The sequence below is a fragment of the Aureimonas altamirensis genome (genome assembly GCF_023702225.1).
Lineage (GTDB): Bacteria > Pseudomonadota > Alphaproteobacteria > Rhizobiales > Rhizobiaceae > Aureimonas > Aureimonas altamirensis_B.
Window position 1 is genome coordinate 149,340 of the sequence record NZ_JAMQCO010000008.1, and the last position, 24,017, is coordinate 173,356.

At 67.5% G+C, this 24,017-nt stretch carries 18 protein-coding genes; 9 read left to right on the forward strand and 9 right to left on the reverse strand.

Going from position 1 to position 24,017, the window contains the following annotated elements; all coding sequences use genetic code 11:
• Window positions 1-35 precede the first annotated feature (35 nt).
• From NDN16_RS14615 to ada, 8 genes are all read left to right on the forward strand, one after another.
• A complete protein-coding gene (locus tag NDN16_RS14615) occupies window positions 36-830 on the forward strand; it encodes an ABC transporter ATP-binding protein (protein ID WP_251114202.1) in 795 nt (264 codons plus the stop codon).
• Window positions 820-2,742, forward strand: coding sequence for an AMP-dependent synthetase/ligase (locus NDN16_RS14620; protein ID WP_251114203.1), 1,923 nt, complete (start codon window positions 820-822; stop codon window positions 2,740-2,742). The genes NDN16_RS14615 and NDN16_RS14620 overlap by 11 nt, the downstream gene beginning before the upstream one ends.
• Window positions 2,742-3,620, forward strand: coding sequence for a branched-chain amino acid ABC transporter permease (locus NDN16_RS14625; RefSeq protein WP_251114204.1), 879 nt, complete (start codon window positions 2,742-2,744; stop codon window positions 3,618-3,620). The genes NDN16_RS14620 and NDN16_RS14625 overlap by 1 nt, the downstream gene beginning before the upstream one ends.
• Before the next feature lie 4 nt (window positions 3,621-3,624).
• Window positions 3,625-4,698, forward strand: a complete 1,074-nt coding sequence (locus tag NDN16_RS14630; protein ID WP_251114205.1) for a branched-chain amino acid ABC transporter permease — start codon at window positions 3,625-3,627, stop codon at window positions 4,696-4,698.
• A 33-nt stretch (window positions 4,699-4,731) separates the two neighbouring features.
• Window positions 4,732-5,967 carry an ABC transporter substrate-binding protein gene (locus NDN16_RS14635; RefSeq protein WP_251114206.1) on the forward strand — a complete coding sequence of 412 codons (1,236 nt, stop codon included), beginning with the start codon at window positions 4,732-4,734 and terminating at the stop codon, window positions 5,965-5,967.
• A 3-nt stretch (window positions 5,968-5,970) separates the two neighbouring features.
• Window positions 5,971-6,762 carry an ABC transporter ATP-binding protein gene (locus tag NDN16_RS14640; protein ID WP_251114207.1) on the forward strand — a complete coding sequence of 264 codons (792 nt, stop codon included), beginning with the start codon at window positions 5,971-5,973 and terminating at the stop codon, window positions 6,760-6,762.
• 10 nt (window positions 6,763-6,772) lie between these two features.
• A complete protein-coding gene (locus NDN16_RS14645; protein ID WP_251114208.1) occupies window positions 6,773-7,999 on the forward strand; it encodes a phenylacetate--CoA ligase family protein in 1,227 nt (408 codons plus the stop codon).
• Window positions 8,000-8,096: 97 nt separating this feature from the next.
• On the forward strand, window positions 8,097-9,179 hold the full coding sequence (ada, locus tag NDN16_RS14650) for a bifunctional DNA-binding transcriptional regulator/O6-methylguanine-DNA methyltransferase Ada (protein WP_251114209.1): 1,083 nt from the start codon (window positions 8,097-8,099) through the stop codon (window positions 9,177-9,179).
• Here the strand turns inward: ada and NDN16_RS14655 are convergent.
• The 8 genes from NDN16_RS14655 to NDN16_RS14690 form a co-directional block, all read right to left on the reverse strand.
• Entirely contained in the window at window positions 9,136-9,738 is a 603-nt protein-coding gene (locus NDN16_RS14655) for a histidine phosphatase family protein (RefSeq protein ID WP_251114210.1), read from the reverse strand. The genes ada and NDN16_RS14655 overlap by 44 nt on opposite strands.
• Window positions 9,735-10,772: an ABC transporter ATP-binding protein gene (locus tag NDN16_RS14660; protein ID WP_251114211.1), complete on the reverse strand. Its 1,038-nt coding sequence runs from the start codon at window positions 10,770-10,772 to the stop codon at window positions 9,735-9,737. Before NDN16_RS14660 ends, NDN16_RS14655 begins: the two co-directional genes overlap by 4 nt.
• Before the next feature lie 2 nt (window positions 10,773-10,774).
• Window positions 10,775-12,505, reverse strand: coding sequence for an ABC transporter permease (locus NDN16_RS14665; RefSeq protein WP_251114212.1), 1,731 nt, complete (start codon window positions 12,503-12,505; stop codon window positions 10,775-10,777).
• 15 nt (window positions 12,506-12,520) lie between these two features.
• The gene (locus tag NDN16_RS14670) at window positions 12,521-13,642 is read right to left on the reverse strand and encodes an ABC transporter substrate-binding protein (protein WP_251114213.1); all 1,122 of its coding nucleotides are present in this window, start codon (window positions 13,640-13,642) and stop codon (window positions 12,521-12,523) included.
• Window positions 13,643-13,768: 126 nt separating this feature from the next.
• Complete coding sequence (locus tag NDN16_RS14675; protein ID WP_251114214.1) at window positions 13,769-14,608, reverse strand: MurR/RpiR family transcriptional regulator; 840 nt, start codon at window positions 14,606-14,608, stop codon at window positions 13,769-13,771.
• 74 nt (window positions 14,609-14,682) lie between these two features.
• Window positions 14,683-17,817, reverse strand: coding sequence for an efflux RND transporter permease subunit (locus tag NDN16_RS14680; RefSeq protein ID WP_251114215.1), 3,135 nt, complete (start codon window positions 17,815-17,817; stop codon window positions 14,683-14,685).
• A 6-nt stretch (window positions 17,818-17,823) separates the two neighbouring features.
• The gene (locus tag NDN16_RS14685) at window positions 17,824-18,942 is read right to left on the reverse strand and encodes an efflux RND transporter periplasmic adaptor subunit (protein WP_251114216.1); all 1,119 of its coding nucleotides are present in this window, start codon (window positions 18,940-18,942) and stop codon (window positions 17,824-17,826) included.
• Window positions 18,943-19,077: 135 nt separating this feature from the next.
• Complete coding sequence (locus NDN16_RS14690) at window positions 19,078-21,720, reverse strand: bifunctional acetate--CoA ligase family protein/GNAT family N-acetyltransferase (protein WP_251114217.1); 2,643 nt, start codon at window positions 21,718-21,720, stop codon at window positions 19,078-19,080.
• 83 nt (window positions 21,721-21,803) lie between these two features.
• On the opposite strand from NDN16_RS14690, the gene NDN16_RS14695 reads away from it, so the two are divergent.
• Window positions 21,804-22,754: a ring-cleaving dioxygenase gene (locus tag NDN16_RS14695; protein WP_251114218.1), complete on the forward strand. Its 951-nt coding sequence runs from the start codon at window positions 21,804-21,806 to the stop codon at window positions 22,752-22,754.
• Here the strand turns inward: NDN16_RS14695 and NDN16_RS14700 are convergent.
• Window positions 22,729-23,961 (reverse strand): FAD-dependent oxidoreductase, encoded by a 1,233-nt coding sequence (locus NDN16_RS14700; protein ID WP_251114219.1) that lies wholly within the window; start codon window positions 23,959-23,961, stop codon window positions 22,729-22,731. The genes NDN16_RS14695 and NDN16_RS14700 overlap by 26 nt on opposite strands.
• Window positions 23,962-24,017: the final 56 nt, after the last annotated feature.

Genomic DNA, 24,017 nt, shown 5'->3' on the forward strand with positions numbered 1-24,017 from the left:
GACGAGTCACGGCCGGGCGAAACGGGAGGGATGGATTGAGCATCGGGAACGGCCCTGTGGCCGCACTGGACTGCGAGGGCGTCAGCCGCTGGTTCGGCGGACTGCATGCCCTGCGCGAGGTGAGCCTGTCGATCGCGCCGGGCGAGATCTTCGGCCTCGTCGGACCGAACGGCTCGGGCAAGACCACTCTCGTCAACGCCGTCACGGGCTTCTACCCACCGCAGAAAGGCGCGATCCGCCTGTCCGGCAGAGAGATCACCGGAATGCGTCCGCACCGGATCGCGCGGGCGGGCGTCGCCCGCACCTTCCAGAACGTGGCGCTGTTCCGCGGCATGAGCGTCGTCGACAATATCCTCATGGGCCGGCACATCTTCATGCGGCCGAGCGCCCTTTCGGCGCTGTTCTATCCCTTCGCGGCGCAGCCGGCCGAGATCGCCAACCGCCGCAAGGTCGAGGATATCATCGACCTCCTGCAGCTCGAGAGCGTACGCGACGAGCATGTGGACACGATCCCGCTCGGCTTGCAGAAGCGGGTGGAGCTAGCGCGCGCGCTGGCGGCGGAACCGCGCTTCCTGGTGCTGGATGAACCGATGGCCGGCATGAACCAGGAGGAAAAGGAATACATGGTCCGCTTCATCCTCGACGCGCGCGACGAGCTGGGGCTGACCGTCCTCCTGATCGAGCATCATCTGGATGTCGTCACGGCCATCTGCGACCGCGTAGCGGTGCTGAACAACGGCGCCAAGATCGCCGAAGGCCCGTCCCGCGAGGCGATGAGCGACCCGGCCGTGGTGGCCGCGTATATCGGAGGGCTGCGCGATGCCGCATGAATCCGACCCCTCCGATCACCTCATCGCCCTTCTTGCACGGAATGCGGACCGCCATGGAGAAGAGATCGCGCTGATGGAGCGCGACAGGGGCATATGGCAGGAATGGACGTGGCGCGCCTACTGCGACCATGTGCTGTCGCTGGCCGCCGGCTTCGAGGCGGCGGGCGTGAAGGCCGGCGACATCGTGCTCGTCATCGGCGACAACCGCCGTGCCCTGTATGCCGCCATGCTGGCGCTGATCGCCCTGCGCGCCATCCCCTCCCCCGCCTATTCCGACGTGAATGCCGACGAGCTTTCCGGCCAGGTCGGGCGCGAGGGCATAACCGTCGCCGTCGCCGAAGACCAGGAGCAGGTCGACAAGCTCATGCAGGTCCGGCAGGCCAACCCTGCCCTGACGCTGATCGCCTATGACGATCCGCGCGGCCTGAAGGGGCGCGAGCCCGCCGGCGTCGTCGCGCTGGCAACGCTGGTGGAGCAAGGAGCCCACCGGCTCGGCGCGGAAGCCGGCCTGCGGAACGCGCTGGTGGCCCGCCCGCGGGCCGACGACATCGCTGTCCTGCTGCACTCTTCGGGCACGACGGGCGTGCCGAAAGGCGTTCCCCTGCGCCATTCCCATGTTCTCAGCGGCGTGCGCAACGCGGCCGGCGCCGGCTATTTCGGGGAAGGCGAAGTCCACATGGCCTATCTTCCGATGGCCTGGGTGGGCGATTTCATCTTCTCCATCGGCGCTGCGTTGGCGCTGCGCTTCAGGGTCGCCATACCCGAAAGGCAGGAAACCGCCCTGCACGATCTGCGCGAGATCGCGCCGACCATCTACTTTTCGTCGCCGCGCGCCTGGTCCGCCATGCTGACGCGCATCCAGGTCGGCATGCAGGAATCCACGAAGCTGAAACGCGCTTTGTTCGATCATTTCACCGGCCTTGCCGTCGCCACCGAGCGCAAGCGGCTCGACGGCCGGCAACCCGGTATCGGAGCCCGCCTGCACTGGTGGCTGGGTCGTGTCCTCGTCTTCGCGCCGCTGCTGGACCAGCTCGGCCTGTCACGCGTGAAGCGCCCCTACACGGCGGGCGAGGCCATTGGCGAGGACGTCTTCCTGTTCTTCCGCGCGCTGGGGCTGAACCTGCGGCAGTTCTACGGCCAGACCGAGAATTGCGCGCTTGCCGTCGCCCAGTCGCCCGGCGACCTCAAGCTGCATACGGTCGGCCGCCCCTTCCCCGGCGTTGAGATCCGCATCGCCGATGACGGCGAGATCCTGATGCGCGGCAAGAACGTCTTCGACGGCTACCACCAGAACGAGAGCGCCAGCGCGGAGGCCATCCGCGACGGCTGGCTGCATACCGGCGACGCTGGGCACGTGGAGCCCGACGGCCAGCTCGTCGTGCTCGGGCGTGTATCGGAAGTCGTCCATACCGGCGACGGAGAGCGATACATCCCGACCTATATCGAGAACCGGATGAAGTTCTCGCAGTACATCAAGGATGCCTGCATCATCGGCGAAGGGCAGCCCTATCTGTCGGCGCTGGTCAGCATCGATTTCGACGCCGCGGGCCATTACGCACAGGAACACGGCATCGCCTACACCTCCTATGCCGACCTGTCGCAGAAGCCCGAGATCGCCAGGCTGGTGCGCGGCGTCATCGCCGCAGTCAACAAGCGCCTGCCCGAAAAGCTCGCGATCCGGCGCTTCGTCAACCTGCACAAGGAGTTCGATCCCGACGACGGCGAGGTGACGCGCACGCGCAAGCTGCGACGCAACGTCATCGATGCGCATTACGCGCCCATAATCGCCGCGCTCTACGAGGACGGGGACGAAATCCTGTACGAGGCGCGCGTGACATACGAGACGGGGGCGGAAGGCACGCTCAGCCGCCGGCTTGCACTGGTTGGCGTGGACGACCGGGAGAGCGCCTGATGGAGTATTTCGTCGAACTGCTCGTCAATGGCGCCCTGACGGGCCTGATGTACAGCCTCGTCGCGCTCGGCATCGTGCTCATCTACAAATCGGCCGGCGTGCCGAATCTGGCGCAGGGCGCCATCGTCATGACGGCCGCCTATGCCGTCTGGCTGCTCGTCGGCGCGGGCCTTCCCCTGTTCGCCGCCATCGCGCTGGCCGCCATCATCATGTTCGCCCTCGGCCTTGCCGTCGAGCGCCTGCTCCTGCGGCGCATGGTCGGCCAGCCCATCATCATGGTCGTCATGCTGACGCTGGGGCTCGAGATCTTCCTGCGGGGCTTCGGCCCCGGCCTTCTCGGCGCCGGGCCGAAATCGCTGGATATCGGCATCGGCCTTGCGCCCGTCATCATCGGCGACGTCTTCATCAACCGCGCCTACCTGATCGGCGGCGCGGTGGCGCTGGTCATGGTGGCGGCCTCGCTCCTGTTCTTCCGCACCCGCCTCGGCACCAAGTTGCGCGCCGTCTCGGACGACCATGTGTCGTCCTGGGCGGTGGGCATATCCGTCGAACGGGCCATCGGCGTCTCGTGGGGGCTGGCCGGCGTGTCGGCCGTCGCCGCCGGCGTGTTGTGGGGCTCGGTCCAGAGCGTCGACTGGACCCTTTCGGCATTGCTGTTCCCGGCGATCGCGGTGGTTATCCTGGGCGGGATCGACTCCATCTGGGGCGTCCTCGTGGGCGGGCTCGTGGTGGGCATCCTCGGCTCGGTCATTCCGGGCTATCTCGACAGCGCGTTGGGTGGCGGCACGCGCGATGTCGTCACCTCGCTCGTCATCCTCCTGACCATCATGATCCGGCCGTACGGCATCTTCGGCCGCGAGAACATCGAGAGGATCTGAGCCCATGTTCTACCGCCTCGCAGGCGTCCACCACACCAGCTACAGGTCGGCGATGCGGCTTTGGCCGGTCCCCGCCGACCGCTGGCAGGTGCTGGCCATCCTGGCCCTGGCGCTCGCCGCCCCCTTCCTCCTGTCCAGCCTCCACCTCGGCTCCTACGTGCTGCCCTGGCTGATCTGGAGCGCGGCGAGCCTGTCGCTGACGCTGCTGATGGGATTTGCCGGGCAGCTCCATTTCGGCTTCGCCGCCGTCATGGCCATCGGCGCCTATACGTCCATCCACCTGACGCGGGCGGGCGTGCCCTTCGAGCTGGCGCTGATCGGCGCGGGCCTCGTCTCGGCGGTCATCGGCTGCATCTTCGGCGCCGCAGCGCTGCGGGTGAAGGGGCTGTACCTCGTCATGGCCACGCTGGCCATGCAGTATCTGGTGGACTGGGTCATCATCAACGTGCCGGCGATTTCGGGCGGCGCCCAGGCGACGCTGCAGACGCCTTCGGTCAGCCTGTTCTTCATTCCCATCGACGGGCCCTTCGCGCGCTACTACGCCGCGCTCGCCTGGACGGTGGTCGTGACGCTGTTCCTGCTCAACGTGCAGCGCAGCGCCTTCGGACGCGCCCTCGTCGCCATCCGCGAAAAGGACTTCGCAGCCGCCGTCATCGGCGTCGACCCTTTCCGCACCAAGCTCGGCGCGTTCTTCACCTCGTCGTTCCTGGGCGGCGTTTCCGGGGCCATCCTGGCGTTCTGCTACTATCGGGCCGTCACGCCGGAACAATTCAGCTTCAACATCTCCATCCAGCTCGTCGCCATGGTGCTGGTCGGCGGGCTCGGCAGCGTCATCGGCGCCTTCTTCGGCGCCGGTTTCGTGCTGCTGCTGCCCATCGTCCTCACCAATCTGGCGGCAGAGCTGTCGGCAGCCGGCTGGCTGCAGGTATCCGCCAACCTGCTCGCCCACCTGCCCCTGATGGTCTACGGCGCGCTCATCGTCGGCTTTCTCGTCTTCGAGCCGCTGGGCCTCGCCAAGATCTACGACAACATCCGCAACACGCTGCTCGTATGGCCATTCCGCCATGCGAAACATTAGCCGACAAAACGGTATCTGGGAGGAACCGCAATCATGTCCATGAGGAAACGTCTGCTGGCCGGGCTCACCGCCGTCGCGCTCTCGGCCGGCACGGCCGCCGCACAGGAGCCGGTCAAGTTCGGCCTGCTGCAGGATTTCACGGCGGTCTACACGTTCGTGACCGGAGAATACAACCAGGGCCAGCGCGACTACCTGACCCTCGTCAACGAGGAAGGCGGCATCGACGGCACCACCTTCGAGGCCATCGTGCGTGACACGGGCAACCAGCCGCAGCGCGGCATCGAAGCCTACAACCGCGCGCGCGACGAAGGGGCGATCCTGTTCGACTTCCTGTCGACGCCGGTCTCCCGCGCCATCGTCCCCGCGGCATTGCAGGACAAGGTGGTGATGATCACGCCCGTCCACGGGCGCGGCGACGCCTCCGACGGAGAGACCTTCCCCTACGTCTTCCCGGTCATGGCCACCTACTGGTCGCAGGCCGCGATCCTGGCCAAATGGATCGAGGACAATGGCGGGCTGGACGGCAAGAAGATCGCCCTCGTGCACATCGACTCGCCCTTCGGACGCGAGCCGATACCCGTGCTCCAGGATCTGGCGGCGGAGAAGAATTTCGAGCTGCGCACCTTCGCCTATGCAAGTCCCGGCAACGAGCAGACGTCCACCTGGACGGAGGTGCGCCGCTACCGGCCGGACTACGCCATCATCTGGGGAGCCGGCGGCGGACAGGCCGTCTCGGTCCGCGAGGCGGTGCGCAACGGCATTCCGCCGGAGAACATCATGTCGGTCGTCTGGCTTGCCGAAACGGATGCCAACACCGTCGGCGCGGACACGATGGTGGGCGTCAAGCGTTTCGAGGCGGTTGCGCCCGGCATGGATACGCCGATCCTGCAGCGTATCAAGGAAAAGGTCGTCGACGCCGGAAAGGGTGCGGGCGACGCGTCCAAGGTCGGTTCCTCCTATTACAATCTCGGCGTCGCCACCATGGCGGTGGCGGTGGAGGCGGCGCGCCTCGCCATGGCCGAAGGGGACGGGCCGTTGACGGGCGAGCGCCTCAAGGACGGGTTCCAGAAGATATCCAGCTTCGACGCGGAAGGGCTGATGCCGCCCATCACCATCACCGCGCAGGACCATCAGGGCGGCGGCATGGGCCGCGTGTCGCAATGGAACGGAACCGCCTTCGAGCCGGTGGGCGAATGGGGCAACGCCTACCCGGAGATCGTCCAGAAGGAGATCGACGAAGGGGCGGCGGGCTTCCGCGAAGGGCGCTGAGCGATGGCGCTGCTGACGCTCTCCAACGTCGAAGTGGTCTACGACAAGGTCTTCCTGGCCATCAAGGGCGTATCTATGAGCATCGAGGAGGGCGGGATGATCGCCCTGCTCGGCGCCAACGGAGCGGGCAAATCCACCACGCTGAAAGCCGTTTCCGGCCTTCTCGGGCCGGAACGCGGCGCCGTGACGCGCGGCGAAATCCGCTTCGCCGATCGCAACCTCCTGGCGCTCGGGCCGCCCGCGCGGGTCGAGGCCGGGCTGGTGCACGTCCTGGAAGGGCGGCGCATCTTCGGGCACCTGACGCCGGACGAGAATCTGGTCGCGGCCTATCCGCTGACGGGGTCGCGCGCGCGGCTCGACGAACTGCGCGAGCGCGTCTATGCCTATTTCCCGCGCCTGAAGGAGCGCGCCCGGTCGAAGTCGGGCTACCTGTCGGGCGGCGAGCAGCAGATGCTGGCCATCGGCCGCGCCCTGATGACCAGCCCGAAGCTTCTGATGCTGGACGAGCCGAGCCTCGGCCTGTCGCCGCTTCTGGTATCGGAGATCTTCGCGATGATCCGCGAGATCAACCGCGAGGAAGGGCTGTCGGTACTTCTGGTGGAACAGAATGCCGCCGCCGCGCTGGAAATCGTCGACCACGCCTATCTGATCGAGAACGGCCATGTCGTGATGGATGGCAGCGCCGACGCGCTGCGCTCCAACCCGGATGTGCAGGAATTCTATCTCGGCGGGCACGGCAAGGTGGATTATCATAACGTCAAGCATTACCGGCGCCGCAAGCGCTGGCTGGCATGAGGGTGGGCTGATGTGGCGTTTCGACCCCGAGCTGGAACGACGCCGGCCGGAGATCCGGCAGGCCGAGCAGTTCCTGCACCTGCGCGCGCTGCTGTCGCGCGCGTCGGCCGAGGCGCCCGGCTGGCGCCGGCGGCTTGCCGGCATCGACGTGGACGGCATCGCCGGGCCGCAGGATCTTGCGCACCTTCCCTTGCTGCGCAAATCCGACCTGCCGGCGCTGCAACAGGACGATCCGCCCTTCGGCGGGTTGACCCTGTCGATGCCCGGACGCCTTGCAAGGCTGTATCTGTCGCCCGGCCCGATAGCCGATCCCGAAGGTTCGGGACCGGACTGGTGGGGCGCGGCGCGGGCTTTCCACGCATTGGGCCTCAAGCCCGGCGACGTTGTCCATAACGCGTTCTCGTACCACCTGACGCCGGCTGGAACCCTGTTCGAAAGCGGCGCCCATGCGCTGGGATGCGCCGTCATTCCGGCAGGCACGGGCGGCACCGAGGGCCAGTTGGACGCCATGGCGCGGTTTCGCCCGACGGCCTATTGCGGCACGCCGGATTTCCTGAAGTTCCTGATCGACAAGGCCGGGGAAACGGGAAGGGACATCCGCTTCCTGACCCGCGCTCTGGTGTCCGGCGCCGCCTTGCCGCCGTCGCTGCGCGCCACGCTGGAAGGCCATGGGCTGACGGTTCGACAGGCCTTCGGCACGGCGGACCTCGGCATCGTCGCGCACGAGACGGGCGCACCCGAAGACGGCATGGTGGTCGGCGAGGAGGTGATCGTGGAGATCGTCGCGCCCGGCACCGGCGAGCCGCTGCCCGACGGCGAAGTGGGCGAACTGGTGGTCACGCGGCTGAACGCCGACTACCCGCTGTTTCGCTTCGCCACCGGCGACCTGTCCGCCTTCATGACGGAACCTGTGGTCGACGGCCGGACCAACCGGCGCATCCGCGGCTGGATGGGCCGTGCGGACCAGGCGACCAAGGTTCGCGGCATGTTCGTGCGGCCCGAGCAGATCGCCGAGATCGGCCGGCGACATCCCGGATTGAAGCGTCTGCGTCTGGTGGTGACCCGCGCCGACGAACGGGACGAGATGCTTCTGCTCGCCGAAAGCGCGGATACCGCCATCGACGCCGCATTGCGCGACACGCTTGCAGACGTGACGAAGCTCAAGGGCGCCGTCACGGTGGTTGCGCCCGGCACGCTGCCGCGGGACGGGAAGGTGATCTCCGACGAACGCGGATAGGACCGCAAGAACCGGGATGCGGGAAGCGATCCGACCCGGCATGCTCCATGGCAGTTGCCGACCGAAGGGGCTATCTGTGTCCCGCAAGGAGACCGCCATGTTGTCACGCGACGACGATCATTTCTGGCAGGCCGTGACGGTGCGCGACGCCGCCTTCGACGGCCGCTTCGTCTATGCCGTCCGCACCACCGGCGTCTATTGCCGCCCGTCCTGCCCGTCGCGCCCGAAGCGGCGCGACAACGTGTCCTTCCATGCCGGACCGTCGGCGGCCGAGGCGGCCGGCTTCCGGGCCTGCCTTCGCTGCCGACCGAACGAGTTGAGGCCCGACGCCGCCCTCGACGATATCCTCGCGGCGGCCTGCCAGCGTATCGAGGCCGCGGAGACCGAGCCGCGGCTGGCCGAGCTGTCCGCCGCAGCCGGCTACAGCCCCTATCATTTCCAACGCCTGTTCAAGGAACGGATCGGTTTGACGCCGAAGCAATATGCGAAGGCACGCCGCAAGGTGCGGCTGCGCGACGGGCTTGCCGGTGCCGCATCGGTGACGGATGCCATCTACGCCGCCGGCTACGGCGCCAGTTCGCGCGCCTATGGCGACGGCGATGTGCTGGGCATGACGCCACGAAGCTTTCGGCGCGGCGCGAAGGGCGAGCGCATCGTCCATGCCATGGCGGGCTCCAGCCTGGGCCCGGTCCTTGTGGCGGCTACGGCGCGCGGCATCTGCATGATCGAGTTCGGGGACGAATCCACGCTGCTGCAGCGGCTGGTCGCGCGTTTCCCCGGGGCGGAGCTGGCATCCGGAGACGCGTCCTTCGCAGATCTCGTCACGCGTGTCGTCGCCCTTGTGGACGCGCCCGGCGCGACCAGTGCCGACCTGCCGCTGGATATCAGGGGCACGGCCTTCCAGGAACGCGTCTGGCAGTCCCTGATGCAGATTCCCGCAGGGCAGACGGTCAGCTATGCCGGGCTTGCCGAGCGGATCGGCCGCCCCGGAGCGGCCCGGGCCGTGGCGCGCGCCTGCGCCGGCAACGGCATCGCTGTGGCCATACCATGCCACCGCGTGGTGCGCGGCAATGGCGACCTCTCCGGCTATCGCTGGGGAGTCGAGCGCAAGCGCGCCCTGCTGGACAGGGAGCGCCTCAATCCGGAGCATCGAGAACGGGACCGGCCGGGGCGTAATTGAAGAGCTCCAGCCGCATGTCGCCTGGCGCGCGCTGACACAGGATCGTCAGGCTGGCCGGGCCGACAGGGATGATCCGTTTCGGTGTCAGTCCCAGGAAGCTTTCCAGCAGCGTGCGCACGACGCCGCCATGCGCGACCACGAGAAGCGTGGACCGCGTTTCCCCTACCAGGCCGAGGACGGCCCGGCTGGTACGGGCCCGGAAGTCGCTCCAGCTTTCACCGCCGGGCGGCGTATGCGTGCCTGCTCGCCAGCCGTGATAGGCCGCCGCATCGGCTGCCACGAGGTCGGCGATGGGCTGGCCAGTCCAATCTCCGAGATCGTTCTCGCGCAGGTCGCGGCGCTGCTCGGCATCGCCATAGCCCAGAAGCTCGGCCGTGGCCCGGCAACGAACGAGATCGGACGTCGCCGCGCGTTCGGGCGCCAGCGCGGCGATCGTGCCGGCCAGCGCCCGCGCCTGCGCTCGGCCCCGTTCGGACAAGTCGATGTCGGCCTGCCCGGCCAGGCGTCGAACGGCATTGGACTGGGACTCTCCATGTCGCACCAGAAGAATGCGTTTCATGTCAGACGGGCTCCGTCGCTGGAAAAGCATGCGGCCGCCCGCTCGGGTATGTGGAAATGGACGCTCTGGCCCACGGCAAAGGCCGGTGCGCGGTCCACGACGGCCGTCAGCCGCATGTCCTTCGAGATTCCGGTTATCATCGTGCGGCCGGCCATCGGACTGGCTTCGGCATAGTCGAGGCCGATCGTGGAGCGACCGGCCTCCGCCGTCACGGAAAGGTCTTCCGGCCGGAACATGAAGAAGCGGTCGTCCGCCTGGGCGGAGAGCGGATGGCCTTCCGGCAGCGCCCTGGCAGGCACCAGATTGGCGGGCGGCGTACCGACGAACGTCGCGACGAACGCCGTGTCGGGGGACAGTACAAGCTCTGCCGGCGGGCCGAACTGCTCGACCCGCCCGCCGTTCATCACGGCGACGTGGCTGGCCATGGTCATCGCCTCCACCTGGTCGTGCGTGACATAGACCGAGGTTGCCCCCGTCGCACGGTGGATGCGCAGCAACTCGCTGCGCATTTCCACCCGCAGCTTGGCATCGAGGTTCGACAAGGGCTCGTCGAACAACAGGATGCCCGGCCTGGGTGCGATGACGCGGGCGATGGCCACACGTTGCTGCTGGCCGCCGGAAATCTCGTTGGGGAAGCGCTCGGACAGGTGCCCGATGCCCATCAGGTCGAGGACTTCGTCCGCGCGTGCCCGGCGCTCGGCGCGCGACAGGCCGGCGACCTTGAGCGGCCAGTCCACATTGCCGCGCACCGTCATATGAGGCCACAGGGCGTAGGACTGGAAGACGAGCCCGGCATTGCGCGCCGCCGGATCGATGACCCAGCCCTTGTCCCCGTCGGATACGACGCGCCCGTCGAATTCGATCGTGCCGGCACTCGGCGTCTCCAGCCCTGCCAACATGCGCAGCATCGTGGACTTGCCGCAGCCCGAAGGACCAACCAGCACCAGGAAGGCGCCGTCCGGCACCTCCAGCGAGACGCCGTCGACGGCGAAGACTCCGTTGAATCGTTTCGTCAGGTTTCGGATACGAAGCATGGCTAGTCCTTCAGCCAGGGCTGGGATTTCTTCTGGAGGCGGTTCGCAAGCAGCGTCGCGGCAATGGAAATGACCAGGATCACCACCGTGATGGCATTGGCGAACTGGGTGAACCCTTCGGAGGCATAGCGGTAGGCCAGAACGGACAGGAGCGGCGTGGTCGGCGTGAACAGAAGCACCACCAGAGACAAGTCGCGGATGATCTTCACGAAGACGATCAGCGCGCCCGCCGAAATGCCGCGGACAGCCAGCGGAACGGTGATGGCGAAGAGCCGGCGCACGAAGCCGGCGCCGGTCAGGCGCGCGCTTTCGTCGAGGTCGCCCGACACCTGCGCGATCACCGCACGCCCCGTCTGCACGGCGAACGGAACGAGGTAGGCCGTCGCCGCCAGCACCAGCATGGCGAAACTGCCGTACAGCGCCGGAAACGGCCCGATCGGCGCGCCGAACAATGCGATGTAGGCAGCGCCGAAGGCGATTCCCGGCACCAGAAGCGGCAGGAACCCGAGCTGGTTTATGATGGCGACGAGGGGGCCGTTTCGGTATCGGGCGAGCACATGGGCGACGAGAAGGCCGACAGCGCTCGCCGTGAAGGCGACGACGACACCGAGACCGATGGTTACGGCACTTGACAAAAGAATGGCGGGATTATGCCGGATGCCCGGTTGCCCCTGGGCGATGGTGGCTGCCGATTGCCCCGTCCAGTAATGCAGCGTCCAGTTGGAGAACAGCGCCGATGACGCCGGCGCGAGGCTGGACGCGACGAGGATGACGACCGGGACGATCGTCGTCGCGAGGCAGATGGCGAACGCGACGCCGCACAGCGGCAGGCGCGCGCCACCCAGCGGCAGCCGCTTCGAACGACCGCCCTTGCCCGTCACCGTGGCAAAGGAGCGGCGGCCCGAGATGACCCGGTTGCCGAGCCAGAGAAAGGCCGCGGAGACGGCGATCAGCATCACCGCGATGACGTAGCCACGGGCTGTCTGGCCGATCTCGATCATGCCGAACAGCCGGGTCGCCAGCGTCTGCATCCGGACGGGCAGCCCCAGCAGGGCGGGTGCGGCGAAATTAGATACGGCGCCGGCAAACGTCAGCGAGGCGCCCGCCACGACGGCCGGAAGCGCGATGGGCAGGACGATACCGAACAGAATGCGCCTGCGCCGCGCCCCGGCCAGTTGCGCCGCCTCGACGAGGTCGGAGTTCACGGTCGCCAGGGCCGCCGCGATGACCGTGAAGGCAAGCGAGTAGTAATGCGCGATCATGACGATCATCGTGGGCACGATGCCCCAGGCGAGCCAGTCCGGCACATCGAGCCCGAGACCGGCCAGAAACCCGACATCCCCGCCCACCCGCGCATTGCGGAACAGCGATCCCCAGGCCAGCGCCGTGGCGAAGCTGGGAATCATGAAGGGCAGCGTGGCCATGAGGCCGATGGTGCGGCGGCATGGCATGTCGGTCATGACGACGAGCCAGGCCAGGAACCCGCCGATGACCACACAGCCGGCGGCGACGCCGAAACCGAGCGTCAGCGTGTTCGCCAGGGGCAGCCAGAACAGGTTGCGCGACAATCGGCTCGCAAGGACGTCCCTCCACGCGACGAGCGTATCGGGGCGGAGGGTTTCGGCAAGGATGGTGAACAGCGGCGCGGCGATGAGCACGCCGAGAAGCAGCAGGACGGCGAGCTTCGCCGGCAGGCCCGGCCCTGCGGCCAACCGGCGCCCCCGTCCTGTCATGGGAAGGGCCGACATCTACTGGAGCGACAGGACGAGGTCGGCGACATCCTGCCGGATTTCGGCCGTCCGTGCGGGGTCGATACGCCACGATGTCAACTCCTGCAGCGGCACCGCGTCCGGGTGATTGCCGATGTCGTTGCGTGTCGCATAATCCCCGGCGACATAGAAGGGCGCGAAGGCCTCTCCGCCTGTCGGGCTGTCGTCGCCCATCATGAAATCGATGGCCAGCCGGGCGGCGGCCGGGTGCCGCGTCTTCGTATTGATGGCCAGAACCGCAGGGAAGACGATGCCGTTCGACGGTTCGACCGCATTGGCGATCTGGAGCGCACGCCCCTCCTCCTCGTTGTCGCGCCGATCGGAGTAGGAGGTAAAGCCGACAGGCGGGTTCTCCTGGCCCTTGCGCCCCACGGCGGCGTTTACGTCGTCGGTGGAGCCCACGAGGATAAGGTCGTTGGCGAAAAGATCGGCTATGAACTGCTCGCCGGCATTGTCGAACCCATCGGCGAGTTCGATCTGCCGGCCGAACTGCGCCTCATAAGCCTTCGCCATCGCCTCGCCCCGAAGGACGAACTCGGTCATCAGGTCGAGATAGTCGCCGCGTTGCAGCGGATCGACCATCACGACGCGGCCCCGCCAGTCTTCCGTCGTCAGTTGCCAGAGATTATCGATGGGCGCGCCGTCCGGATTTGCATCCTCATTGTACATGAGAAGCTTGGTCGACAGCCGCTGGGCAAGGAGAGGCTGCTTGAACGCCTCGTCCAGCCGCCCTGCGATGCGCGGCGGCACATAGCGTTGCACGATACCGGAGCCGACCAGTTCCGACAGAACGACCGGCGTATCGGAGATATAGATCACGTCGGCATTCGCGATGCCGGCGGCGGCTTCCGTCTTGAGGCGTGTGATCTGCTCGGTCGACGACATGTCGTTCGAGATCATGTCGATACCCGGATAGGCTTCCTCGAATGCCTTCTCCACCCGTGCGATGCGGCTCGTGAAGGCGTAGACGGTCACCTGGCCTTCCTTGCGCGCGGCTTCCAGGAGCTGCTCCGGGCTTGCGGTATCCAGGTCCTGCGCCAAGGCCGGCGTGCAGGCGGCGGCCGCGGCCAGTGCCGCGAGGGACAATGCGGTTCTCTTCATCGATTCCTCCAATGAATGCCGATCTTGGGGTCGGCCTTTATGCGCATTTACTTGCAACGATCTGATGACATGCAATTTATTTTGCACCATCGCGGCGCGCATCGCCTTGGCGGCAGTGCGACCGGTTCAGCGTGTATCGAAACGCGCCAACAGGGTGCCGACCCGCTCGAGCCGCTCCATCGACCGCCGTTCGTCGGACCGGGCCATCTGGAGAATGAGCGCGTTGGTGATCGTCATCGGCACGAGAAGCGTCTGGAACGCCTCCTCCGAACCGGATCTGGGCGCGAAGAGCAGATGATCGCCGCGCGGCAGCAGCGAAGGCCCCAACGTGTCGGAAATCGTCACCGCCACCGCCCCGATATCCGCAGCATGGCCCACGACCTTGCTCCAGTGCCGGGGCGTACGGCGGAAGGCGAAGCCGATCAGCGCGTCGGGCTTTTCCATCGCGGCGAGGCGCTCGGCAAGGTCTCTCGCGTCGCCGGAGAGGACCACCGTATCGACCCCGATCCGGCGCAGCCGCCGGTCGGCCAGGACGGCCAAAGCCTCCGCGTTGCCGCGCGCGAAGATAAAGACCTTGCGGGCTGCTTCGAGCGCCGCGGCAGCGCCCTCTATCGCCGCATCGGAAACGCAGTCCGTTATCGATGTCAGGGCTTGCGCCTCCTGCGCGACGAGATCCCCGAGGATCGATCCGTGCGCAGTGGCGGCAAGCGTATTGCGCACGCGCGTCGCCGGGTCGGTCTTGACTATGAATTCCTGCCGGATGGCGTCCCGGAAGTGGGCGTAATTTTCAAAGCCGAGTTTGCGCGCAAGTCGCGACACGGTCGCTTCGTGGACGCCGATCCGTCGTGCAAGCTCTCCCGCCGTGCCGAGGGCGACATCGCGCGGACGGGCGAGCAGCTCTCGAATGAGCTTCTGCTCCGAGCGGGTCAACTGTTCGGCCGATGTCTGGATACGCTCGAAGATCATGGCGCCCTCCCGAAGCCAGAGCATCATGATGCAATAAAAATTGCAAGTTCAATAATGATGCAAATTTAATTGCATCAACCTGCGACGTGATGCTCGTCCGGGGCTTTGGGCAGACGTTTCGACACGCGCCGCGCCAGCCCGTCCAGGAAGGTCAGGATAACAGGCACGAAGACCAGCGTCAGCACCGTGGACGAGATCAGCCCGCCGATCACCGCATGGGCCATCGGCGCGCGCTGCTCTCCGCCTTCTCCAAGGCCGAGCGCCAGCGGCAACATGCCGAAGATCATCGCCAGCGTCGTCATGACGATCGGGCGCAGCCGCACCGCCCCCGCTTCGGCAAGGCTGTCGCGCAGCGACAGCCCGCGCGCCCGCCCCTGGTTGGAATAATCCACCAGCAGAATCGCGTTCTTGGTGACGAGGCCCATCAGCATGATGAAGCCGATGATCGAGAAGATGTTGAGCGTCGACCCCGTCGCCAGCAAGCCCAACAGCACGCCGATGAGCGACAGCGGCAGCGTCATCATGATGGCGAGCGGCTGGATGAAGGATCCGAACTGGGAAGCGAGGATGAGGTAGATGAAGATCACCGCCAGCGACAGCGCCTCCACCGCATAGCCCATGCTTTCGGCCATGTCCTCGGCCTCGCCGCCGAAAACGACCCGGTATCCGGCCGGCACGTCGACGGCTGCGATCTCGCGCGTCAGGTCCGCGGTGACGTCGCCCAGCGCCCGCCCCTGAACATTGGCCGAGATGCGGATCTCTCGCGAGAGGTCCTTGCGGGTGACCGATTCCGGCGCCACGCTTTCGATGACGTCCGCCACCTGCGACAGGAGCACCGTCGTCGGCCGCCCATCCTCGCCGGTGCGGCCCGTGGTGAGCGACAGGTTGCGCAACTGGTCGGCAACCTCCCGGCCCTCGCGCGGCAGGCGCACCACCACGTCGTAGCTCTCGCCATCCGGCGCGTTCCAGACCGATATGGCATCGCCCGCGATCAGCGGCCGCAGCGTTTCGCCGACGGCTTCGATGGATACGCCGAGGTCGCTGGCGGCCTCGCGCCGGACCCGGATGGCATAGGTGGGCTTTTCGTTGTCGATGGAGGATTCCACCTCCACCGCGCCCGGTATCGCCTGCAGCCGCGACTTGATCTCTTCCGAGATCCGCTGAAGCTCTTCCTGCCCGTCGCCGAGAACGGAGACCTGGAGGGGCTTGGAAGCGGCGCCCCCGCCCCCATCGCCCATCGTGCTCTGGTTCACCGAAATCTCCAGGCCCGCCACCGAGGAAAGGCGGCGGCGGATGGGTTCGGCGATCGCGCTGGTGGAGATGGATCGATCGCGCGCCGGCACGAGCTGCACGGCCACATTGGCCGCGTTCACGCCCCGCGCGCCGCCCGCGTTGATGGTGGAATAGAAGCTCTGCACCTCGGGGAACTCGCGCAGCGCGGCCTCTACCTGCCGCACCTTGACGCCCATATAGTCGAGCGAAGCGCCCTGCGGCCCCTCCACATAGACCGAGAATTCGCCATTGTCGCTCGGCGGCAGGAACTCGCCGCCGATCCGCGGCACCAGCATCAGGCTGCCCACGAAGATGGCGAAGGCGGCGAACACCGTCAGATAGCGGTGGCGGAAGCTCCAGTGGATGACGGCCTTGTAGCGTGCCGCCAGTCTTTCGAAGGCGCGGTCGAAGCGCGCCACCTGGCGACCCAGAAAACCGCGCTTCGCATCGGGCGCGGTCGCCGGGTCGTACCAGACGCTCGACAGCATCGGATCGAGCGTGAAGGCGACGAACAGGGAGATCAGGACCGCCACCGAGACGGTGACACCGAACTGCAGGAAGAAGCGGCCGATGATGCCGCCCATGAAGGCAACGGGCAGGAACACGGCGACGATGCACAGGGTCGTCGCCATGACGGCGAGGCCGATCTCGTTGGTGCCGTCGAGCGCCGCCTGCTTGTGGCTCTTGCCCATGTTCAGGTGCCGCGTGATGTTTTCCCGCACGACGATGGCGTCGTCGATGAGGATGCCGATGGACAGCGAAAGGGCCATCAGCGTCATCGTGTTGAGCGTGAAGCCCAGGAAATACATGACGGCGAACGTGCCGATGACGGAGATCGGCAGGGTCAGGCCGGTGATGACGGTCGAGCGCCAGGAATTGAGGAACAGGAAGACGATCAGCACCGTCAGCACGCCGCCTTCGACGAGCGTGCGCTGCACCTCCGCCGCCTGCAGCGCGATGGGCCTGGAGTTGTCGCGGCTGACCGTCAGCGTGAGGCCCTCGGGCGCAAGCTCGCGCGCCAGGACGTCCACTTCGGCGCGAAGGGCCTGCGCCACCGCCACGGTATTGGCGCCCTGCACCTTCACGACGTCGACGCCCAGCGCGCGCACGCCGTTGTAGCTGGCGGCGCTGGTCAGTTCCGCGCCGCCGTCCACCACCTCCGCCACGTCCGACAGGTAGATCGGGTAGCCATTGTCTTGCGCGACGATGATCTGCGGAAAATCGGCGACATCGGCAAGCCGGCCCTCGACCGTCACGATGCGCTGCCCGATGCCCGAGATCAGCGTGCCGGCGGCGCGGTCCTGGTTCTCGCGGCGGATCGCCGCCATGACGGTCGATACCGAGATGCCGTAGGCCTCCAGCCGCTCCGGATCCATCAGCACGAGAACCTGGCGCGGGCTGCCGCCGACGATGGTCACCTGCCCGACGCCGGGAAGCACGCTGAGGCGGTTGACGATCACCTTGTCGGCCAGCGTCGTCATCTCCGGCAGGCTGCGGCTGTCCGAGAAGACCGCGACCGACAGGATCGGCTGGTCGTCCGGGTTGAAGCGCGTCACCTGCGGCGTATCCACCTCGTCCGGGAATACGGCCTCCAGCCGCGCCACGCGGTCGCGCACCTCCTGCGCCGCCGCGCGCGAATCGACGTCGAGGTCGAACTGGATGACGACGACGGAGCGGCCCTCGTAGCTGTCGGAGGTGATCGTATCGATACCGCCGATCGTGTTGACCTCGGTCTCGATGCGGCGCGTCACCTCGCTTTCCACCGTCTCGGGCGAGGCGCCTTCATAGGCAGTGACCACCACCACCACCGGCAGGTCGACCTCCGGGAAGAGGTCGACGCCGAGCCGGTTGAACGAGAACAGCCCGACCACCAGGATGGCCAGCATCATCATGGTGGCGAAGACGGGATGGCCGACACTGACGCGGGTCAGGAACATGCGGTGTCAGGCCCCGATTTCGACGGCGGTATCGGCCTTTAGCGCCGGCAGCGGCGCGACGACGACCGTATCGCCCGGCGCCAGCCCCTGCGTGAAGGCCAATAGTCCCTGGCGCGGCGGCACGGGATCGACCGTCACCGCCTGTCGAACCAGCCGGCCCTCGACGGCCTTCAGGACGAACTCGCCCGCATCGTCGCGCCGCAGCGCGGTTTCCGGCAGGGCGATGACGTTGCTGCGGCTGCCCGTGTTGAGGCTGCCCGTGGCGAACATACCGCCCTTCAGGAGCCCGTCCTCGTTGGGCAGTTCCAGATAGACGCGCACCGTGCGGGAGCCTTCCACGGCCGTCGGCGCGATGCGCACGACGCGGGCCTCGAAAGTGCGACCGGGAATGCCGTTGATGGACAGGCGGGCGGTCTGCCCGGGCCGCACTTCGGCGACACTGCCCGCCGGAACGCCGGCTTCCACTTCGATGATGTCGAGATCCACCATCGAGAGGAGCTCGGTATTGATGGCTACGGTCTGGCCGGGCTCGACCCGGCGCTCGGATATGACGCCGGCAAAGGGCGCCCGCACCGTGCCGTCCGAAAGATTGCGCTCCGCATCCGCGACCTCGGCGTCGAGCCCGCGCAACTGCGCCTCCAGATTGGCCACGTTGGCCTCCGCTTCCAGCCGCACCGCCTCCGACGAAATGCCGCTCTGCCCGAGCCGGGCGCTGCGCGCCAGCACCGCCTGCGCCTGCCGAAGCTGCGCCTGCATCGCATCGCGCGAGGCGTGGCGTGCCGCCACTGTGCTTTCCAGCGGAACGAGATCGAATTGCAGCAGCACGTCGCCCTCTTCCACGGACTGGCCGACCTTGACCCCGACATCCTCGACCGTGCCCGATACCTGCGCGGCCATGATGGTGCGGCGCGCCGGCCGGAGCGTGCCGGTGATCCGCAGATCGGCGGCGATGGTCTGGCTTTCGACGCGAGCAACCTCGACGGGCGAAAGCTCCAGCGGCCGCTCGGCCGTCTCCTCGGCCGGACCGCCGACCGCGGGCTCCCGCCCGTCGACGGCGACATAGGCCGCGCCCGCCACGAGGGCGAGCACGACGAGACTGACGAGGAACTTGCGCGAACGGGCCATCGGGATCGTGCCGGATAAGGGATTCGGGATGCGCGGGACAGTGCCCGGCGATGATGTTCGATTAAGGGCCGACGCCCCGAGGCAAGCGCTTAACCTATTTCGCGCCCAAGCGAAATCGCTTGCCGCCGCAACCGGCTATTGCCGGTCCAGCTCCAACTCCACGTGGCGGACGGTCATGTCGTCCCCCGGCGGCTGGCGCACGAAACCCAGTTCCTGCGCAAGCGCGAGCATGGAGGTGTTCTCGGCCAGCACTTCGGCGAAGACGCGTCGCATGCCCCGCGCCCGGGCATAGGACAGGATTTTCTGCATCAGCGCGTAGCCGAGGCCTTTGCCCTTCTGGTCCGAGCGGACCATGATGCCGAACTCCCCTTGCACGCCTTCAGCGTCGGTGACGATCCGGGCCGCGCCCAGGATGTCGCCTTCGGCATCGCCGGCCTCCCTGGCCACGAAAGCCATTTCGCGGCTGTAGTCGATCTGCGTCAGGCGCGCCGCGAAAGAGTGGCCGATGTTTCGAATCGGAGCGAAGAAGCGCAACCTGATGTCTTCGGGGGCGCTGCGCGACAGCATGTCGATAAGCGCGTTCTCGTCTTCCGGACGGATCGGCGCGAGCTCGAATGCGCGTCCGCCCCGCAACGTCACCGTTTCCTCCAGCTCCTGCGGATAGGGCAGTATGGCGAAGCGCGCCGACCCGGCGCCCGAGGCGGCGCAGACGGCAATGCGCGCATCCAGCGCCACGATGCCGCCGCCATCCGCCAGAAGGGGATTGATATCCAGCTCCACCAGCTCGGGATGGTCCACCAGCATCTGCGACAGCTTCACCAGCGTCGCCGCAAGCTGCCCGACCTCGCCGCCCATGAGCCGGGCGATGCGCGTGCGACCGATCATCTCGCGCGCCAGAAGCATGTTGAGCGGCGGCAGGCCGATGGCCCGGTCGCGGATCACCTCCGCCGCCGTACCGCCCTGCCCGATCACCAGCACCGGCCCGAAGACGGCATCGAGGCCGAAGCCGACGATCACCTCATGCGCGCCATGCCGGCGGATCATCTTCTGGACGGAGAACCCCTCGATCCGCGCGTCGGGACGAAACTCGGCCACCCGCTTCAGCATGTGCAGCGCGGCATCGCGCACCGCCTCGGCGCTGTCCAGCTCCAGCCGCACGCCTCCCACATCGGATTTGTGCACGATATCGTCGGACAGGATCTTGAGCACCACCGGAAAGCCGATACGCGCGGCGATGGCCGCCGCCATGTCCGGGTCCGGCGCGGTGCCCGTCGCCGCCGTCGGAATGCCGTAGGCCGACAGGAAGGCGAAGGCTTCGGGCGCGCTCAGCACCGCGCGCCCGGCGCCGAGCGCGCCGGCGATCACCGATGCGGCCGCCTCCCTGTCCACTCGCTCGGCCACGAGGGCGGGCGGCGTTTCCATCAGCATGTCCTGGTTGTGGCGATAATTGACCAGTTGCATGAAGGCGCGCACCGCCTCGTCCGGCGTATCGTAGGTCGGCACGCCCTTTTCAGCGAAGAGCCGGCGCGAATCGCGCGCGGCGCGCTCTCCCAGCCAGCACGTGACCACGGGCCGGTTGCGCGCGGCGTCCAACGTCCCGATCGTCGCGCGGGCGGCCTCGACACCGTCGGCGATGGCGGTGGGGCAATTCATCACCAGGACGGCGTCCTGCCCGTCATCGTCCAGCATCGCCGACAATGCGTCGGCATAGCGCGCACCGTCTGCTTCGCGCAGCATGTCGACGGGGTCGCCCGGCCGCCAGTCCTTCGGCAACACGCCCGACAGGCGCGCCCGTGTAGCGTCCGAAAGCTCGGCCAGCCGCCCGCCATGCCGTTCCACCGCATCGGCGGCCAGGATGGCAGCGCCGCCGCCATTGGTCAGGATCGCCAACCGGTCGCCGCGCGGGCGTATGCCGGAGGCCAGTGTGCCGACCGCCTCGAACAGTTCGCGCAGCGTGGCCACCTGCAGCATGCCGGCCCGGCGGCAGGCCGCGGCGAATACGTCTTCCGCGCCGGCAAGATCGGCCATGTGCGTTGCCGCGGCGACCGCGCCACGCTCGCGCCCGGCCTTGATGACGACGATGGGCTTGGTGCGCGCCGCCAGCCGCGCCGCCGACATGAACTTGCGGGCCTCGGTTACGGTCTCCACGAAAAGCAGGATGGATTTGGTGCGGCCGTCGACCGCCAGATAGTCGAGCAGATCGCCCAGGTCCACGTCGCACATGTCGCCCACCGACACGACATGAGAAAAGCCGATGCCGCGCACGTCCGCCCAGTCCAGCACCGCCGTCGCGATGGCCCCCGACTGGCTCACGAAGGCGATGTCGCCGATGCGGGGCTTGAGATGGGCGAAGCTGGCGTTGATGCCGGCGCGCGGCGAGATGAAGCCGATGCAATTGGGGCCCACGATGCGCAAGGTGTGCGGCCGCGCCGCCTCCAGCAGATCGGCGCGCAAGGCCTCGTCCTCGAAGCCCGACGAAATCACCACGGCGGCCCGGCATCCGGCTTCCCCCAACTGGCCGACGAGATCCGGCACGCCGGGAGCCGGAGTGGCGATGACGGCAAGGTCGGGCGCGGCGGGCAGGGACCGCACATCGGGATAGGCGACCGTGGAGCGGATCGCCCCCTCATGCGGGTTGACCGGCATGACCGGCCCCTTGAACCCCGCGCCGAACAGGTTGCGCGCCAGCACCTCGCCGACGGAGCGGAAGCGGTTGCTGGCGCCGATCAGGGCAATGGCGCGCGGCTGAAACAGCGCATCGAGATTGCGTGTCGACATCGTCGCTCCCGTCGGCCGGCGGTTTACCTTCGTCCCATGTGAAATACTATAGGTTGGCTGCAATGACACCGGACGGAGTCGAAATGACCGGAAGCCCCCTTCACCATGTCTCGATCATCGCCGGCCAGGCGCGCCAGAATCATCGTTTCTACACGGATATCCTCGGCCTGCGCATGGTCAAGCAGACGGTGAATTTCGATGACCCGTCCTCCTATCATCTCTACTACGGGGATGCGGCGGGCACGCCCGGCAGCCTGATCACCTTCTTCCCATGGGAGCATGTCGCCCCCGGGCGTCTCGGTGTCGGCGAAACGCAGGAAACCGTCTTTCGCGTGCCCGAAGGCGCCCTGGGCTTCTGGTTGCACCGCTTCCTGGAAAAGGGCGTCGTGCACGAAAGCATCGAGAAGCGGTTCGGCCAATCGGCCCTGCCCTTCCGCGACGTGCACGGAACGCGGCTTGCCCTCGTCAGCGTGCCGGGCGTGGAAGCGGAGCCCGCCTATACGGGCGGCCCGGTCGGCGCGGACCATGCGATCCGGGGTCTGCACGGCGTAAGCCTGCTTCTGGAAGAAGCCCAGCCAACCGCCGACATCCTGACGGACGTGTTCGGCTACGAGCGCGGCGCGACAGAGGATACCACCACGCGCTACGCCCTGCCCGGAAACCCGATGGGCGGCACCATCGACATCAGAGCCGTGGGCGGCTTCCTGAAGCCCCGGCCGGGCGGCGGGACGGTGCACCATATCGCCTTCCGCGCCCGCGACGACGCGGAGCAGGCCGCGATGGTGAAGCGGCTTTCGGCCGAGTTCGGACTGCAGACGACCGAGCAGAAGGAACGCAAGTATTTCCGCTCGGTCTATTTCCGCGAGCCGGGGCATGTCCTGTTCGAGATTGCGACCGACCTGCCGGGCTTCGGCATCGACGAGGCGTCCGACAGCCTCGGCACCCGCCTGATGCTGCCCGAGCCGCTCGAGCCGATGCGCGCCGAGATCGAGGCGGAGCTGCCGCCCTTCATGGACGATCGGACGTCGGCCTGACGCCGTCGACGATGTCCGGCGCGACATGCTCGGGCCGGAAGCCCATGCCGATCAGCCGGCCCGTCACATGTGCCAGCACCGGCCAGCGGGCGATCCCCTTCAGGAAGCCGGGGGGCCCGCCATCGCCCCCCGATGCGCGGCGCCGGGCCGCCGCACCCTGCATCATCAGTTGCACCTTCTGCGTGGCTCTTGTCGGAAAGCTGCGCCGACGCTGCACAGCCGCAAGGTCGCGATCGCCCATCATGCCGGCCCGAAGCGGGCCTGCCAGGATGTTGGCCGCCGCCACGGCATCCTGGATGGCCAGATTGACGCCGACCCCGCCGATGGGCGACATCGCATGCGCGGCATCGCCTATGCACAGGAGGCCGGGCCGCCACCACCGGTCCAGCCGGTCGATCCGCACGCTCAAGAGATGGACATCCTCCCAACCGCGCACCTCGTCCAGCCGCTCCGGCGGCAGGGGCGAGAGCGCGCGCACCGCATCGCGGAAGGCTTCCAGCCCCTTTTCCCGGTGCGCATCGAAGCTGCCCTTGCGCACCACGAATCCGCATTGCCAGTAGTCGCCACGGTCGATCATCACCAAACCCTGCTGCGGCCCGGCATGGCCCATGGTCTCGGCCGGGTCGCCCGGCTGGTGCGACAGACGGAACCAGAGCACGTCGCTGGGGGCTCCGAACGAGCGGGACTTGAGGCCCGACAGACGCCGCAAGGTCGAGTCGCGGCCTTCCGCCACGACCGTCAGGTCGGCGCGCAGGTCGCGGCTGCCCCCGGGCGTACCGACACTGATGCCGACGACGCGCCCATCCTCCTCCAGCAACGTCTCCGACCGGGTCTCCATCATCAACTCGAAGCACGGCAGCCGCGAAGCCTCGCCCGACAGATAGGTCAGGAAATCCCATTGCGGCATGAAGGCGATATAGCGGGTCGCCACCGGAAGACGGGAAAAGTTCGCCACGCGGAAGGTGGCGCCTCCGATCTCGGCGCTCAAGGTCTCGGCCCGCGTATGGGGTAGCTTCAGAAGCCCCTCCAGGAGGCCGAGTTCGCGCATCACCTCGAGCGTCGAGGGGTGGATCGTGTCGCCCCGGAAGTCGCGCAGGAAATCGGGATGCTTCTCCACCACGGTGACGCGGATGCCGGCCCGCGCCAGCAGATAGCCCAGCATCATTCCGGCCGGGCCGCCTCCCGCCACGATACAGGTCTGTGCCATGCCACCTCTCCCCCTTACGTCGAAAGGATCACTTTTCATCGATGCGTCGGGCTGCA